Source organism: Lysobacter sp. TAB13, assembly GCF_052113885.1.
In the GTDB taxonomy this organism is placed as follows: Bacteria; Pseudomonadota; Gammaproteobacteria; order Xanthomonadales; family Xanthomonadaceae; genus Lysobacter; species Lysobacter gummosus.
In genome coordinates, this window is the sequence record NZ_JBFRDR010000012.1 from 140276 (window position 1) to 154312 (window position 14037).

Annotated in this window: 13 protein-coding genes; 5 read left to right on the forward strand and 8 right to left on the reverse strand. The window is 60.7% G+C overall.

The genetic code is table 11. The annotated features are described in order from the left end of the window. The first annotated feature begins 158 nt into the window (after positions 1 to 158). The 3 genes from purH (at position 159) to purD (ending at position 3940) form a co-directional block, all read left to right on the forward strand. Positions 159 to 1745, forward strand: coding sequence for a bifunctional phosphoribosylaminoimidazolecarboxamide formyltransferase/IMP cyclohydrolase (gene purH / locus AB4Y92_RS15775; RefSeq protein ID WP_441820509.1), 1587 nt, complete (start codon positions 159 to 161; stop codon positions 1743 to 1745). Positions 1746 to 1791: 46 nt separating this feature from the next. Continuing rightward, positions 1792 to 2568: a hypothetical protein gene (locus AB4Y92_RS15780; RefSeq protein WP_441820510.1), complete on the forward strand. Its 777-nt coding sequence runs from the start codon at positions 1792 to 1794 to the stop codon at positions 2566 to 2568. Between the two features lie 70 nt (positions 2569 to 2638). Then, the gene (gene purD, locus AB4Y92_RS15785; RefSeq protein ID WP_441820511.1) at positions 2639 to 3940 is read left to right on the forward strand and encodes a phosphoribosylamine--glycine ligase; all 1302 of its coding nucleotides are present in this window, start codon (positions 2639 to 2641) and stop codon (positions 3938 to 3940) included. A gap of 85 nt (positions 3941 to 4025) precedes the next feature. Here purD and AB4Y92_RS15790 read toward each other — a convergent pair whose 3' ends face one another. The 5 genes from AB4Y92_RS15790 to AB4Y92_RS15810 form a co-directional block, all read right to left on the reverse strand. After that, a complete protein-coding gene (locus AB4Y92_RS15790; protein ID WP_441820512.1) occupies positions 4026 to 4958 on the reverse strand; it encodes a hypothetical protein in 933 nt (310 codons plus the stop codon). Between the two features lie 395 nt (positions 4959 to 5353). Next, entirely contained in the window at positions 5354 to 6703 is a 1350-nt protein-coding gene (locus AB4Y92_RS15795) for a GlcNAc-transferase family protein (RefSeq protein WP_441820513.1), read from the reverse strand. Between the two features lie 84 nt (positions 6704 to 6787). Next, a complete protein-coding gene (gene galE / locus AB4Y92_RS15800; protein WP_441820514.1) occupies positions 6788 to 7804 on the reverse strand; it encodes a UDP-glucose 4-epimerase GalE in 1017 nt (338 codons plus the stop codon). A gap of 61 nt (positions 7805 to 7865) precedes the next feature. After that, on the reverse strand, positions 7866 to 8543 hold the full coding sequence (locus tag AB4Y92_RS15805) for a hypothetical protein (RefSeq protein WP_441820515.1): 678 nt from the start codon (positions 8541 to 8543) through the stop codon (positions 7866 to 7868). 883 nt (positions 8544 to 9426) lie between these two features. After that, the gene (locus tag AB4Y92_RS15810; protein WP_441820516.1) at positions 9427 to 10539 is read right to left on the reverse strand and encodes an ABC transporter substrate-binding protein; all 1113 of its coding nucleotides are present in this window, start codon (positions 10537 to 10539) and stop codon (positions 9427 to 9429) included. 144 nt (positions 10540 to 10683) lie between these two features. On the opposite strand from AB4Y92_RS15810, the gene AB4Y92_RS15815 reads away from it, so the two are divergent. Together AB4Y92_RS15815 and AB4Y92_RS15820 are read left to right on the forward strand one after the other, a co-directional pair. Next, the gene (locus tag AB4Y92_RS15815; RefSeq protein WP_441820517.1) at positions 10684 to 10983 is read left to right on the forward strand and encodes an Imm53 family immunity protein; all 300 of its coding nucleotides are present in this window, start codon (positions 10684 to 10686) and stop codon (positions 10981 to 10983) included. Between the two features lie 255 nt (positions 10984 to 11238). Next, entirely contained in the window at positions 11239 to 11910 is a 672-nt protein-coding gene (locus AB4Y92_RS15820) for a glutathione S-transferase family protein (RefSeq protein ID WP_441820518.1), read from the forward strand. A 44-nt stretch (positions 11911 to 11954) separates the two neighbouring features. Here AB4Y92_RS15820 and AB4Y92_RS15825 read toward each other — a convergent pair whose 3' ends face one another. The 3 genes from AB4Y92_RS15825 to AB4Y92_RS15835 all read right to left on the reverse strand — a co-directional run bounded on the left by AB4Y92_RS15825 (position 11955) and on the right by AB4Y92_RS15835 (position 13863). Next, on the reverse strand, positions 11955 to 12560 hold the full coding sequence (locus AB4Y92_RS15825) for a TetR/AcrR family transcriptional regulator (RefSeq protein WP_441820519.1): 606 nt from the start codon (positions 12558 to 12560) through the stop codon (positions 11955 to 11957). Further along, a complete protein-coding gene (locus AB4Y92_RS15830) occupies positions 12560 to 13054 on the reverse strand; it encodes a hypothetical protein (RefSeq protein WP_441820520.1) in 495 nt (164 codons plus the stop codon). The genes AB4Y92_RS15825 and AB4Y92_RS15830 overlap by 1 nt, the downstream gene beginning before the upstream one ends. Before the next feature lie 176 nt (positions 13055 to 13230). Then, positions 13231 to 13863: a hypothetical protein gene (locus tag AB4Y92_RS15835; protein ID WP_441820521.1), complete on the reverse strand. Its 633-nt coding sequence runs from the start codon at positions 13861 to 13863 to the stop codon at positions 13231 to 13233. Positions 13864 to 14037 lie beyond the last annotated feature (174 nt).

The following is a 14037-nucleotide window of genomic DNA, read 5'->3' on the forward strand; positions in this document are numbered from 1 at the left end:
AAGGGGGCGAGCGTCCGCAGGACGCGGGGGATTTGAGCCTTTGATCTTGCTCCACCCAACACCCCAAGCCGCAAAAACCCCCTTCCAGGCACGAACGCCCCGGCCCGCCAGCACAGCCCAGCTATAATTCCCGCGCCCTTCGCTGCCCTCCTCCCCGCATGACCTCCGATCGCTCCACCGGCACGCCGGTTCACGTCCGTCGCGCCCTGCTGTCCGTGTCCGACAAGACCGGCCTTCTCGAACTCGCCCAGGCCCTGGCCGCACAAGGCGTGGAACTGCTGTCCACCGGCGGCACCGCCAAGGCCCTGCGCGAGGCCGGCCTGAACGTGCGCGACGTGTCCGAGGTCACCGGTTTCCCGGAAATGATGGACGGCCGGGTCAAGACCCTGCATCCCATCGTCCACGGCGGCCTGCTCGGCCGCGCCGGCATCGACGACGCGGTGATGGTTCAGCACGGGATCGATGCGATAGATCTGTTGGTGCTGAACCTGTATCCGTTCGAGAAAGTCGCGGCCAACCCGGCCAGCAGCTTCGAAGACATCATCGAGAACATCGACATCGGCGGCCCGGCGATGCTGCGCTCGGCGGCGAAGAACTTCGCCCGCGTCGCGGTCGCGACCGACCCGGCCCAATACGCCGGCCTGATCGCCGAACTGCAGGCCAACGCCGGCGCGCTCAGCGCCAAGACCCGCTTCGCGTTGTCGGTGGCCGCGTTCAACCGCGTCGCCCAGTACGACGCGGCGATCAGCAACCACCTGTCGGCGATCGCCGAAGACGGCAGCGCGCAAGCCTTCCCGGCCCAGCACAACGCCAGCTTCGTCAAGGTCATGGACCTGCGCTACGGCGAAAACCCGCACCAGCAGGGCGCGTTCTACCGCGACCTGCAGCCGCTGCCGGGCAGCCTGGCCACCTTCGTCCAGCTGCAGGGCAAGGAGCTGAGCTACAACAATCTCGCCGACGCCGATGCCGCCTGGGACTGCGTGCGCCAGTTCGAGCGCCCGGCCTGCGTGATCGTCAAGCACGCCAACCCCTGCGGCGTCGCCGAGGGCGTGGCCTGCGGCGATGCTTACGAACTGGCTTATGCCACCGATCCGACTTCGGCCTTCGGCGGCATCATCGCTTTCAACACCAGGCTCGATGCGGCAACGGCGAAAGTCATCCTCGACCGCCAGTTCGTCGAAGTGCTGATCGCGCCGGACTTCGACGACGCCGCGGTCGAGTACGCGAAGAAGAAAGCCAACGTGCGCGTGCTGCGCATTCCTCACGGCGAGGGCCGCAACGCCCTGGATTTCAAGCGCATCGGCTCGGGCCTGCTGGTGCAGAGCAGCGACCTGCGCGAAGTCGGCCGCGACGAACTCAAGGTGGTCAGCAAGCTCGCGCCCACCGATGCCCAGCTCAGCGATCTGCTGTTCGCCTGGCGCATCGCCAAGTTCGTGAAGTCCAACGCCATCGTCTATGCGCGCGACCATCGCAGCATCGGCATCGGCGCCGGCCAGATGAGCCGCGTGGTCAGCGCCAAGATCGCCGCGCTCAAGGCCGAGGAAGCCGGGCTGGTCGTGCCCGGTTCGGTGATGGCTTCCGATGCGTTCTTCCCGTTCCGCGACGGCATCGACGCCGCCGCCGCGGCCGGCATCAAGGCGGTGATCCAGCCGGGCGGCTCGATGCGCGACGGCGAAGTCATCGCCGCCGCCGACGAACACGGCCTGGCGATGGTGTTCACCGGCGTGCGTCACTTCCGTCACTGAGGTCCGCGCGGGCGCGAACCGTTTTCGCGCCCGCCTTCCAACGCGTATGTCCGATCCTTCCAAATCCGATGCCTCCGGCAACAACGGCCGCGCCAAGCCGCGGGCGACGCCGGTGGTCGTGAATCCGGCCACCGCGACCGCCGCAACGTCGTCGCTGGGCCGCAACCTGATGCGCTCGCTGGTGCGCAAGCTCAGCGTGTTCGCCGTGCTGATCGCGGTGATGGCCGTGTGGGGCGCGTGGCAGTACTCGCGCCGACAGGCGGTGGAAAGCGAATCGCTGGGCGATTACCGCATCGGTGGCCGCGCGGTCACGGTGATGGTGGTCGAGCCCGACGTGGCGCTGGAAATCGGCGCCGGCCTGCGCCGCGACTACACCGTGCAAGTCGCGCGCGCATTGGCCAAGCGCTTCGAGCAATTGGGCTATGAAACCCGCGAGGTGGCCGCGCGCAGCGACGAAGAACGCTTCGGCCAGACCACCCGCGTGTCCGACCGCCACGCCGCCGCGCAATATCAGACCCAGACCAAGCAGTCGATCCGCGACGCCAACGCGCCGGTGCTGCGCGTGTCGCTGCAGGATCTGAAATTCGACGGCCACACCGTCAGCGAACAGAACTACCGCATCGAACTGCTGGACCCGCAGAACCTGCAACCGTCCTGGCGCGCGACGCTGACCTGGCGCGAAGGCCGTTTCCAGTCGATCGCGCTGCTATGGAATCTGCGCAAGAACCATTTGCCGCCGCCGCTGTGGGACAGCCTGGCGGATCTGGCGATCGCGCGGATGCGCAAGGATGGGGTGATCGCGGCGGGTTCGACGATTCACTGACTGCTGCCATCTCCTACCGTCGTAATATCCATCTTCCGCGACTTCTTCCCCTCGTTTCCCCGGAGCAAGCATGAAAGTCCTCGTAATCGGTTCCGGCGGACGCGAACACGCGCTGGCCTGGAAGCTCGCCCAGTCGCCGCGCATCGAGGAAGTGCTGGTCGCGCCCGGCAACGCCGGCACCGCGTACGAACGCAAATGCCGCAACGTCGCCGTCGCCGCCACCAATATCGACGGCCTGCTCGAACTGGTCGGCCAGGAAAACATCGCCCTGACCGTGGTCGGCCCGGAAGCGCCCTTGGTCACCGGCGTGGTCGATCGCTTCCGCGCCGCCGGCCTGCGCATCTTCGGGCCCACCGCCGCCGCCGCGCAGCTCGAAGGCAGCAAGGCCTACGCGAAAGACTTCCTGGCCCGCCACGGTATTCCCACCGCGTACTACGCCGTGCACACGCAAGTCGATGCGGCGCTGGCCTACATCCGCGAGAAAGGCGCGCCGATCGTGGTCAAGGCCGACGGTCTGGCTGCCGGCAAGGGCGTGATCGTGGCGATGACGCTGGCCGAGGCCGAAGCCGCCGTCACCGACATACTCTCCGGCAACGCCTTCGGCGCCGCCGGCGCGCGCGTGGTGATCGAAGAATTCCTCGACGGCGAAGAAGCCAGCTTCATCTCCATGGTCGATGGCCGCCACGCGCTGCCGATGGCGACCTCGCAAGACCACAAGCGCGTCGGCGACGGCGACACCGGCCCGAACACCGGCGGCATGGGCGCGTACTCGCCCGCGCCCGTAGTGACGCCGCAAGTGCACGAACGCGTCATGCGCGAAGTGGTGATGCCGACGGTGAACGGCATGATCGCCGACGGCGTTCCGTTCACCGGATTCCTCTACGCCGGCCTGATGATCGACGCGCACGGAGCACCGAAAGTCATCGAATTCAACGTGCGCTTCGGCGACCCGGAAACCCAGCCGGTGATGCTGCGCCTGGACTCGGACCTGCTCGATCTGGTCGAAGCCGCGCTGGACGGCAAGCTCGACAGCGCGCAAGCGCAGTGGAACCCGCGCCCCTCGCTGGGCGTGGTGATGGCCGCGGCGAACTACCCGGAAACGCCGAAGGCCGGCGACGTCATCCACGGTCTGGACGCGGCGCAGCCCGCGCACGCGAAAGTCTTCCAGGCCGGCACCAAGCTCGGCGCGGACGGCGAAACGCTGACCGCTGGCGGCCGCGTGCTGTGCGTATGCGCGCTCGGCGACGACGTCGCGCAGGCGCAGCGCGAGGCCTATGCCGCGCTCGCGAAAATCCATTGGGACGGCGAGTTCCATCGCAACGATATCGGCTGGCGCGCGATCGAACGTGAGCGGGAAGGCGCTGCGGGCTGAAGGCAGCCGGCCGCTTCGAAAACTAAAACGGCCGGGAGAGTGCGACTCTCCCGGCCGTTTTCATTTCACAGCGTAAGCACCGCTGTTACCTGTCGGGCGCCTTGAGTTCGCCGCGTTGCCATTGCGCGAATCGATCCGCGATGCACGGCGCGATCAGGTCATAGTTCCGCCAATCGTCTTGCGTCATCTGCGCAGAGTCGTCCTTGAAATGATTGGAGGCGCCGAACACCGTCTTGATGTCGGCCACCCATCGCTGCTCATCGGGCAGGTGCATGCCCATGTAGTACGTCCACATGAACTCCAGGAAGGGCGGGCGAACGTCTTCGCTCCAGAGCAGGCGGCCGCAAGCGCCGTGCAGGAAGGCCAGAGGAGTGACCGACCGCTCGCGCAAGGGCCGGATCACCTCCGCCGTGAACTTCGTTTCATCCAGCACGCCGTTCAACGCGCACCACACGGTGAAGAACGCGTCCTCGACGTACACCAGCGGTTTGCTGACTTCATACGCTTCATACGCGGAAATGAAGTCGTGCTCGGTGGCCAGCTCGATCAGGATCCGGTCGGCGGCAGGCTGCTCCGGCGGGAACAAGGCATTGATCGACGTGCATGCCGTGAGCTCCACCTCAGGCGCGGGCGCGGCGAAGTTCCAATACGGAATCGCGCGCGACCCGCGCAGCTCGAACGCGGCAATGGCGTCGAGTTCCGGCCGGGTGATGCCCCAATGCATGCCCTCGGGCAAACGGCCCGAGTAAGGCGGCGTGAGTTCGATCTTGTGGATGTAGTTCACGTAGGCCCGCTTCTCCCTGCGCTCCGGCCAGTAGGCCCGATACTTCGGAATCGGCGTCGCCGACACGCTGATGCCCAGCGACTTGACCTGGGTGTAATCGGAAAAATTCTGCGGAGTGACCGCGCGCAGCGGCTTGGCGCCGATCGCCTCGACCAGCGCCAGTCCCTGCGGACTGTCGATCCGCTGCCCGATCGCTGCGAGCATCAGGTTCCAAACCGCATCGTCCGTTTGCATGTATTCGCCCCTAAACCCTTTATCGATCCGTGGATAACAGCCGATGCCCGCACCGGCCGAACGCTGAAGCCTCGATATGACAGGACGATCCTGGAAGCGCCAACCCCCATCGCTTCGCAAAAAAAACCGGGAGAACTGAGTTCTCCCGGCCTTATCGTTTCTGCCTGCAGGGGTCGCGCCAACCGTTGCCTCACCCGGCGGACTAATGCACCGTCCCGGCCGCCTCATCGGAAACCGGCTGCAACGAAACCGCCACTTCCTCCAACTCGGCGATCTCCGCGTCCAGGGCGTCGTACAACTCGCCCTGCCGCGTCATCAATTCTTCGATCCGCGCGGCATCCAAATCGGCCCATCGGGCTCGAGACGAGTTCTCTCGAGGAGTAGGGATGATCTGTCTAGTACATTTCCATTATTTCATCCGAAATCACGATTTCGGAATTTGCATTGCCTCCCTCAGAAACCAGTTGGTACCGTCGCCCGCCCTTAAATATCCCAACCTCAACTCCAACAAGAAATTCCTTTGCCATCTTTGATACAACTTCTTCGGCCGTCTCACTTGGAATTTCAACTGCTGCCATCGTATCGGAACCATCTTCAAAAATTCTCAAGACGAGACCACTTCCGGGCGGAACCTTCAAAAGGTTGCCTTGATTTAAAACGACCCTCAACACTCTAGAACATATCAAACCGCTTTCCCACACATCCTCTGGAGTGTCAAAATGCAAGTCATCAGGCTCGCCACCCTCTTTCGTTTCCTGGCGAATTCCCCTGTTCTTAAAGCTAATTCCTGCATACCTCTCGTACTGCTTTACGGTCCGAACCGAGCCGAGACCATACTCACCAAAGTCGTGACTTAAATCTCCCTCGGAAATCCCGAGCATTGAAAGCGCACGCTCATAAGATGTTCTTGCAAAACTTGGAATATCAAGCGCGGCCTCGGAAGCCTCGCGACCATGATCATCCCAAATTTTCGCAGAGTCAGAATTGTATTGATGCCAAAGCAAGATCTTGTGCGGATGGAAAAAATCATAGCCATGCGTGTAGGATCTCACGGCCATGATTATTTCTTCAGTTCCAAAAAAATGATGCTCATCGCTCATCACATCATTGATTATTGCTCCATCCGCGAAAACAAAACCGCCACTTATAAAACGCGATCTAATTGGCGCGACAAGCTCATGCCAACCCTCCATTCGTTTTGACTTGAAAGAAACCAACGCAGGCGGCGAAAATTTTCCAAACAGCATCTTTACAGGAAAATTCTGCCTTCTTTCTGGATAAAACTTTGGATCGAACGACGGCGGGTAGCCAGTCAATATCGGCTTTTTATATTCACCCCTCAGGGATTCGAGCATTTCAATCATTGCCGCATCCCAATTTTCTATAAATCGGTGATGCGCGTCGATTTGCAAGCTATATCCTTCTCCTCGATAAAGCCTCTGAGAGAAATTTCTTGCCCAACCAAGGCCCTTGGCTTTCAAGTAATGAATATCTATGAGATCGACTGAAGCTCCGTTATATTTCATGGAATATAGATCATGCCCGAAAAACAGGCTGACGCTGGATATACTAAATCCAGAATCGGTAAAATCGCTGATGGCCTCGTCTTCCCCATGCTGCCAACACACAGCAATTCTCAACACTTCCGGATTAGACGAGTTTCCTATCAAATCCAGAAGAGTAGGTATTAACTGCTTGTCGCGATAGCTAGGGATTTGAACGAACACACTCTTTTGAAGAGTCATAACGAATCTTCCTCTGGGCTTAATATCAGCTTCTTGTTTCTAAACTGTTTTTACAATCACATGCATGAGTAGCGTATGACTTCATCAATTCATGCGATATCCATGCGGATACGTGGACTGCCAGCGCCAGGCATCTTCACACATCTTATGTAAGTCGTATTCTGCTTCCCAGCGCAGGCGCTGCCGTGCCGATATCGGTGATGCTACTGATTTAGCAATATCACCAGCTCTGCGCGGCATGTAAGATAGAGGGATCTGGCAGCCACTAACGCTCTCGAAGGCAGCGACAACATCTAACACACTGTAGCCACATCCAGTACCCACATTGACAACGAATGTTTCGTCGCACTCGCGCATGTACTCGAGCGCTCGCGCGTGCGCACGTGCAAGATCGACAACGTGGATGTAGTCGCGTACAGCCGTGCCATCATGCGTTGGATAGTCATCCCCGTATATCGGTAGAAATGGAAAACGCCCAGCCGCGACCTGGCATAGGTACGGCATCAAATTACTAGGAGCACCAATTGGATCTTCTCCAATCAGTCCGCTAGGATGGGCGCCAACAGGATTAAAATACCGCAACACCGTGGCCTGAAAATCCAAGTGTGTAGCACCTAGCTCTTGGATCATATTCTCGACAACGAGTTTGGTACGCCCATATGGGCTCGAGGGACAGAGCGCCGCCGACTCTGGAATCGGAGTCACATCGCTTGAGCCGTACACCGCCGCCGATGAACTAAAAATCAGTCTCGACACTTTCGCGCGAAACATCGCCTGAAGTAGAGAGATCGTTCCGGTGACATTGTTTTCATAGTACAGAAGTGGCTGTCGCCAAGATTCAGTGTGCGACTTCAACGAAGCAAAATGGATCACGGCATCGAAATTGTGCCGCGAAAAAACAGCATCAAGCGCGCTTGGATCACGAATGTCGCAGTGAATGGCCTCGATATCCACGCCAACAATGCGAGCAACATGCTTTAGTGATTGCGGGGACGAATTGACGTGGTTATCTACCACGACCACTTCATGCCCTTTCGCTAGAAGCTCAACAATCGTATGCGATCCGATGTATCCGCTTCCGCCGCACACCAATACTTTCATTGATTGAAGTAGACCCACTTAATTAACAAGACCCGAAGCCCATTCGAAAACGGATATCCATTCAACGCTTCACGTTAACGGAATTAGCGCCCTGATCCACGGAGAAAAAGAACCTATGCTCAACCTCGCCTTTTCCAAGGTTATATGGGCTATCAATGAAAGAGTACGTCGGCAACGCCGCCTTTTCGTTTAATCTATCCCGCCAGCTATTGTACTGCTGCTCGCCAGCATCGCCATTGGCTCGCATCGTACCCACGCAAATACTTAATCCGCATGCCAGGTCTGACAATGCTATCGAATCCCCATTACCTATAATGGATTCAAAGTTAGACTTATAGAGCCTTGTAGCATCTTGCGCATCAGACTCAGCTGCCGCGTCTTTCTTAAACTCTTCAATAACCGCAGAAAAATTTCTCTGCGTTATAGCCTCCCCCACCCCACTCATATTTAGGGCATTTCCAGCCAAATATCTTTGCTCTGCGCCGAGATAATTTCCCTTCTTTCGATTGGGTTGCCCTCCAACATTGTCAGGAGGCAATGTGAGTTTATCCTGGTCATTCGACTCAAAATCCTTACCGCTATTAGCAGTTGGAGGCGAGTCAACGCCATTGTCTTTTGACGCCAGTTTTGAGTCCGCCCCTTGTTGCTGACTTAGATCGCGCGAAGCCTCTTGTCTTTTGTAAAAATAGCCCCCCCCCGCCAAGCATAGAATAACTAACGAAATTACAATCTTCTTCATGAGAGCCTCCCATAATAAGTGCCTGCAACGTTATGCACGTTGCAGGCATAAGCATCAAGACAACTTTAAATTAATCCGCCGGAGGGGTCGACTGGAACGTTGTCCATATTCTTCCACCTAAGGCATCGCTAATGCTGTAGCTACCGTCGGACCTGGTCGTAACTTGACACTGATTGGTGCAGTACCATTTATGCCCATTTACAGTCACGGAATCGACGGCGAGTGCCGGGCTGGAGATAACGCTCAGTCCCACAACACACAATGCAGCAGGTAATTTTTTGTTCATAGAAGTTCCTCTAAATGCATTCTAACAAGCTCCTGAGAAACGCACATCCTGTCCATTTCCAAATCTCGCCAGTCCGGCACAAGTCCGACCTGGCCTCACCCCACCAGGGGCGACGTAGCTGTCCCTAGCTACGCTAGCGAGCGTCTTTCAACGCATCACTAAAGCTCATAAAGTTGCACGCAAATTGCAGTCTCCAAAGATGGCTAAATGTTGATCGGTCCAAGTAACAACGCCAAATCGCCATGATCCCCCTACCCATCTTCTCTCTACTTCCTTGTCAACAAACGGAAATACTCCCAGGATGTGCAAACAGTGCTGTGTTGATTGACGATGTAGGCACTTTTAAAGACACCGCCACCCGTTGCCTATCCATTTAATATGGCCGCGTCTTTCGCGACCGTTTCGAGTTTGTGATTCGAATTGAACGGGACATTACTCAGATCCATACTCCCTATAATTGTGATGGAGTTCGATTATTTGCCAAGCACAGTCCTGCAGCCCGCACAGGCACGCCGCCGCGCCCACGATCAAGTCGCCGGTTCAGTCGAAAACCAAGCGGATGAAATTTTCGAGGCGTTCGACCGGAGCCACGCACGCTCAGCCGGCGTGGCGTATCCGAAACCGCTCCGGTTCCGCCGGATCTCGATCGACGACCTGGATCGGCGCCCAAGCCCACTGCCAGACGCTGATGCCGGGCATGCGCGAGAACTGAATCCGCCCGCGGGTGCCTTCGACATCAACCTGAGGCCAGGCTTCGGCGATGCGCGCCCGGTCCGTGCCGTGGGATCGCAGCACATCGGCGAGGACGGCGATGGTGTCGTAGCCCTCGAAGGCGACGAAGGACGGCGCTTCGGCCAGCCGCTCGCGCAAGGCCGTTTCGACTCGTGCGCCCAGCGGGCCAAGGCGCTCGGGCAGATAGCGCAGGAAAGAGATCGCGGCGCCGTCGGCGCCGAGCAGGCTCGCCCATTCGGCGAATTCCGGTTGCCCGGCCGGAGCGCCCAACATCAGCTGCGTCAGGCGTGGATCGCTGCGAACCGATTTGACGATCGACACGGCCGGCTCCGGGTAGCCGACCAGAAGCAGCGCAGCGGTCGCGCCATGGGCGACGACTTGCTCGCACACCTGCGCGGCGGTGAGCGCGCTGATGTCTAGTTCGACAACGCTGCCTCCGCGCGCAGCGAGGCAGTCGCGCAGAATGCGGACGCCCGATGCCCAGTAGACGCTCGGCGCGATGGCCACGGCGATCCGGCTGTGGCCCGCGCTGAGGAGGAAGTCGGCGTAGATCCGCCAGCCGCGGGACTGCGCCGGGGCGAGGCGCGCGACCCATTGCGTCGGCTGTTCGGTCAGCGCGTCGAGCACCGCCGACGAACACAGGAACGGCAGGCGCAGGGCGTCGGCCCTGGCGGCGGCAGCGCGAGCGACGACGCTGTGATACTCCCCGGCCAAGGCCGCCACGCCCAGATCCGCCAGTTCGTCCACGGCCGCCGCGGCCTGCTGCGGATCGGCGGCGGTGTCGCGGACGATCAATTCGAGAGGTCTTCCGACGATCCCGCCGTTGTCGTTGACGTCGCGAACGGCCAGTTCGAGTCCCGCGAGCAAATGCCGCCCCGCCTCGACCCAGCCCGGCCGGGTCAGCGGAACCAGTGCGCCGATCCGGACGGCCGATCCGTCGGTTCGCGGCGTTCCGGATGGCGAAGGCGGAGTATTCATGCGCTGGCGTCTCGATCGGTTGGTGGGTAGATACGTCTCGCGAGTACGGCCGCGCGCGCATCGGCTTCACCACCATAGCCGAGGTCGGCGACACTGTTCGAAACGGCCGAGCATCTATCGGTCGGCTTCACCGAGGAGATCATGATGAACGCCCTGGCCGAGTTGCAGCAGTGGTACGCCCGGCAAGACAAGAACCTGTGGGAAGAGGGACAGATCGAGATCAAGACGTTCTCGAATCCCTGTTGGTTCGTAAGCATCCGCTTGACCAATACGACGCTCGCCAATGCCGAGTTCACCGATATCGACGAAGGCATCGCGGAAACCGCGCCCTGGGCGCGCTGCTACATCGAGGAGAACGTATGGAAGGGCGCCGGGGACGACCTTGAACGGCTTGTGGAGTTGTTTCTTTCCTGGAAATCGGCGAACGAGAAACCTGTCGCATGACGGCGCCGGTCGGGGTCGGCGGTCGCGATGGCCAATGTCATCAGATAAGGGCTCTCCAGTCCGACCCGGCCGGACACATGGCGTAACCCGGGCGGGAGCTTTGTCGATTTGCGCGCCGGCCATTCGTCGGTATGAGGAAGGCAGGCCATTGGGCGTCCCTGGAGGGCACGTCCGAAATGTTCGGCCGCTTAGGTCCGCTCTGCCACGAACTTCGTAACGCGCACTCACGACTTCGAATCAATTGGAGAAAACCGAATGACCCCGACCATCACCGCATTCGAAATCTCGCCCGACCGCGGCAAGGGACTGGCGCGCGACATGCGCATTCGCTGGACGCTGGAAGAGGTCGGGCAACCTTACGAGGTCCGCTTCCTTTCCTTCCGCGACATGAAGCAACCCGAGCATCTGGCGCTGCATCCTTTCGGACAGATTCCGACTTACGAGGACGGCGATCTCGCGCTGTTCGAGTCCGGCGCGATCGTGCTCCATCTCGCCGAACGCCACCCGGGCCTGCTGCCGGCCGATGCGAACGCGCGCATGCGCGCCATCGCCTGGATGTTCGCCGCGCTCAACACGGTGGAACCCCCGATCGTCGAGCGCTCCATGGCCTGGCTTTTCGATCGCGAGCAGCCTTGGTACGCGCAGCGTCTGGCGATCCTGGATGAGCGCGTGCGCGGGCGGCTCGGCGAGCTTTCCCGCCGCCTCGGCGATGCCGATTGGCTGGACGGCGATTTCAGCGCGGGCGATCTGCTGATGGTGACGGTACTGCTGCGGCTGCAAAGCTCCGGCATCGTGGACGAATTCCCGAACCTCGCAGCCTTCGTCGCCCGCGCGACCGCGCGGCCCGCCTACCAGCGCGCGTTCGAAGCGCAGTTGGCGGCATTTCAGCAGGCGCAGTCGGCCGGCGGATCATCGCCGGCGGCTTAATTCTTCAGTCCGTGCGCGCGGCATCGCGCCAGTCGCCGATGCCGCTACGGCCTCCTCAGCCGATCGCTGGACAGCTTCGCGATGTCCCAAAACAACGACGCCTTGCCCGCGGCCCGCGCGGCCAGCATGGCGCCGTGTATCGACGCCATGAACACGGAGGCCTCGGCCGATGCGGTGTCGGTCAATCGCATCTTGCCGGCCGACTGGCCCTCCTCCATGGCCGCGGTCATCCAGGCGTGCAGATCGCTGAAATGCCCTCTGACCTCGTCGGCGACTTCCGCCGGAACCGCCGGCAGTTCCGCGGCCAGCATCGCGCAAATGCAAATCGGCGGGCTGGATTGTTCGATGCATTGCGCCCAGAAACGGCTGTAGGCGATGAGGCGTTCCAAAGGATCGGGCATCGCTTGATCGAGCGACTGCAGCCCACGCCGCGTCGCCTCTCGATGGAGGACGACGGTCGCCTTCACCAGATCCGCCTTGGTGGGAAAATGATGGTGAATGCTGGCCTTTCTTACCTCGACCAACTCGGCGATATCCGCATAGCTGAAGCTGTTGTAGCCGCCCGAGGCCAGCAGCTCATTCGTCCGTTGAATGATCTCCAGGGCTTTGGGCGAGTACGGCGCCTGCGGATCGGATCGGGATGGGGACATCAACCGCCTGCCTTGCTTCGAATGGCTTTGTGCTTATACAGCGCGCGCATCTGCAACGCGGTGCCGACGATCAGCGCCAGGAACAACGCGCCCTGCGTACCGAGCAGAAGCGGGTCTTTCAAATCGGTCACCAGCGGTTTGCCCACCGGGAGCCTGCGCAAGGTTTCGCTGACGGTGGGGATCATCAGCAGGAATACGCTGAGGCTGAGCGAGGCGGTCTCAATGTACTTCCACACGCGCGGCGCCGTGCGCCATCGCGCGATGCCGTAGCCCAGAAGAAGCACCGCCAGGGTGACGGTCGCGACGATCGAGCTGATGGGCTGATGCGCGATCGGGTAAACCGTGAGCACCCCCAGCAGCATGAACCAGAAGTAGGCGCGCCCGGCCCGGGTTTCGGGGGCGATCCGACCCTGCTTGACCAGCATGTAGGCGGCGAGCGGTATCGCGGGGAGGCTTCCCAACGTGTGGAGCCAACCGAGAGGGGAGATGGCCATGGAGGGTCGTTTCAGCCTGAGGAGACGCCAGCCTACCTATTGGTAGGTAGACAGTCAAATGCGCGGTCAGGCACCTGGGCGGCACCTGCCGCCGCCTCAGGACGGGCGCGTCGGCTGTTCGGGCTATCGGCTCATCTGAGCAGGCCCGCGGATGGCACCGTCAGGCCCGGCCCGATTCAATTGTCCGGAATCGTTGCGGCCGCGAACGGCGCGAGCACCGCCCAGCCAAGATTGGCGTAAAGGCCGCGGCCGTCTTCTGTCGCGACCAGAAGCTGCGTGCTGGCAAGAGATTTTCTCGCAGCCCCGAGAGCGGCCATCACCGCGATACCCAATCCTTTCCGCCGGTGTTCCTGCGCGGTTTCGATTCGGTCGTAGATGAAGACATCCGCCGCTTCCGCCGCGGATCCGTTTGCGGCCACGGCGCCATCCGGCGCGATGACGCAAGCCCGGGCGACCGGGCCGGCTCGATGAAGCTCCATCCTGTAGCCATCGGGCAACGGTTTGGTATCCAGGGTCGCCGCCGTCGTCATGAAATAGTTCGCGGGTTGAATCTGCCAGCGCGCCGGCAGTGCGCTGCGCAGTTCTTCGTCGGAGCCGCACAGCTTCAAGTAATGCCGTGGCGCCACGACCTCATTCGCGATTTCGCGCAACCCTTCGCATAGCTCCGGGAATACCCAGCGCTTCGTTTCCTTTTCCGAATGCGTATCCACCCGGAAGCCGCCGCGATCGTGGACCGGGGCCGGGGAGCCGCGGGCGATGGAATGCGCGGCCTGCCAGGCGAAAACGAGATTCGGATCGATGTAGGTCATGGCTGATCGTCTGTGGTGCTCAAGATGGGGCGCATTCTCGGGCGACTGCGCGTGCTGCGCCAAGTCGATTGTCGGCCACAACGTCTGCGCGACTTCCAACTAAAGCATCGGCCTGTCTCAAGCGATAAGACCGCGGCGGCTTTGGGCCGATCGACGATATCCCGATCGACAGCC

Bases quoted from the DNA above. Each gene is read 5' to 3' on its own strand.
- purH (WP_441820509.1), top strand. From the start codon at position 159: ATGACCTCCGATCGCTCCACCGGCACGCCGGTTCACGTCCGTCGCGCC.
- AB4Y92_RS15780 (WP_441820510.1), top strand. From the start codon at position 1,792: ATGTCCGATCCTTCCAAATCCGATGCCTCCGGCAACAACGGCCGCGCC.
- purD (WP_441820511.1), top strand. From the start codon at position 2,639: ATGAAAGTCCTCGTAATCGGTTCCGGCGGACGCGAACACGCGCTGGCC.
- AB4Y92_RS15790 (WP_441820512.1), bottom strand. From the start codon at position 4,958: ATGCAAACGGACGATGCGGTTTGGAACCTGATGCTCGCAGCGATCGGG.
- AB4Y92_RS15795 (WP_441820513.1), bottom strand. From the start codon at position 6,703: ATGACTCTTCAAAAGAGTGTGTTCGTTCAAATCCCTAGCTATCGCGAC.
- galE (WP_441820514.1), bottom strand. From the start codon at position 7,804: ATGAAAGTATTGGTGTGCGGCGGAAGCGGATACATCGGATCGCATACG.
- AB4Y92_RS15805 (WP_441820515.1), bottom strand. From the start codon at position 8,543: ATGAAGAAGATTGTAATTTCGTTAGTTATTCTATGCTTGGCGGGGGGG.
- AB4Y92_RS15810 (WP_441820516.1), bottom strand. From the start codon at position 10,539: ATGAATACTCCGCCTTCGCCATCCGGAACGCCGCGAACCGACGGATCG.
- AB4Y92_RS15815 (WP_441820517.1), top strand. From the start codon at position 10,684: ATGAACGCCCTGGCCGAGTTGCAGCAGTGGTACGCCCGGCAAGACAAG.
- AB4Y92_RS15820 (WP_441820518.1), top strand. From the start codon at position 11,239: ATGACCCCGACCATCACCGCATTCGAAATCTCGCCCGACCGCGGCAAG.
- AB4Y92_RS15825 (WP_441820519.1), bottom strand. From the start codon at position 12,560: ATGTCCCCATCCCGATCCGATCCGCAGGCGCCGTACTCGCCCAAAGCC.
- AB4Y92_RS15830 (WP_441820520.1), bottom strand. From the start codon at position 13,054: ATGGCCATCTCCCCTCTCGGTTGGCTCCACACGTTGGGAAGCCTCCCC.
- AB4Y92_RS15835 (WP_441820521.1), bottom strand. From the start codon at position 13,863: ATGACCTACATCGATCCGAATCTCGTTTTCGCCTGGCAGGCCGCGCAT.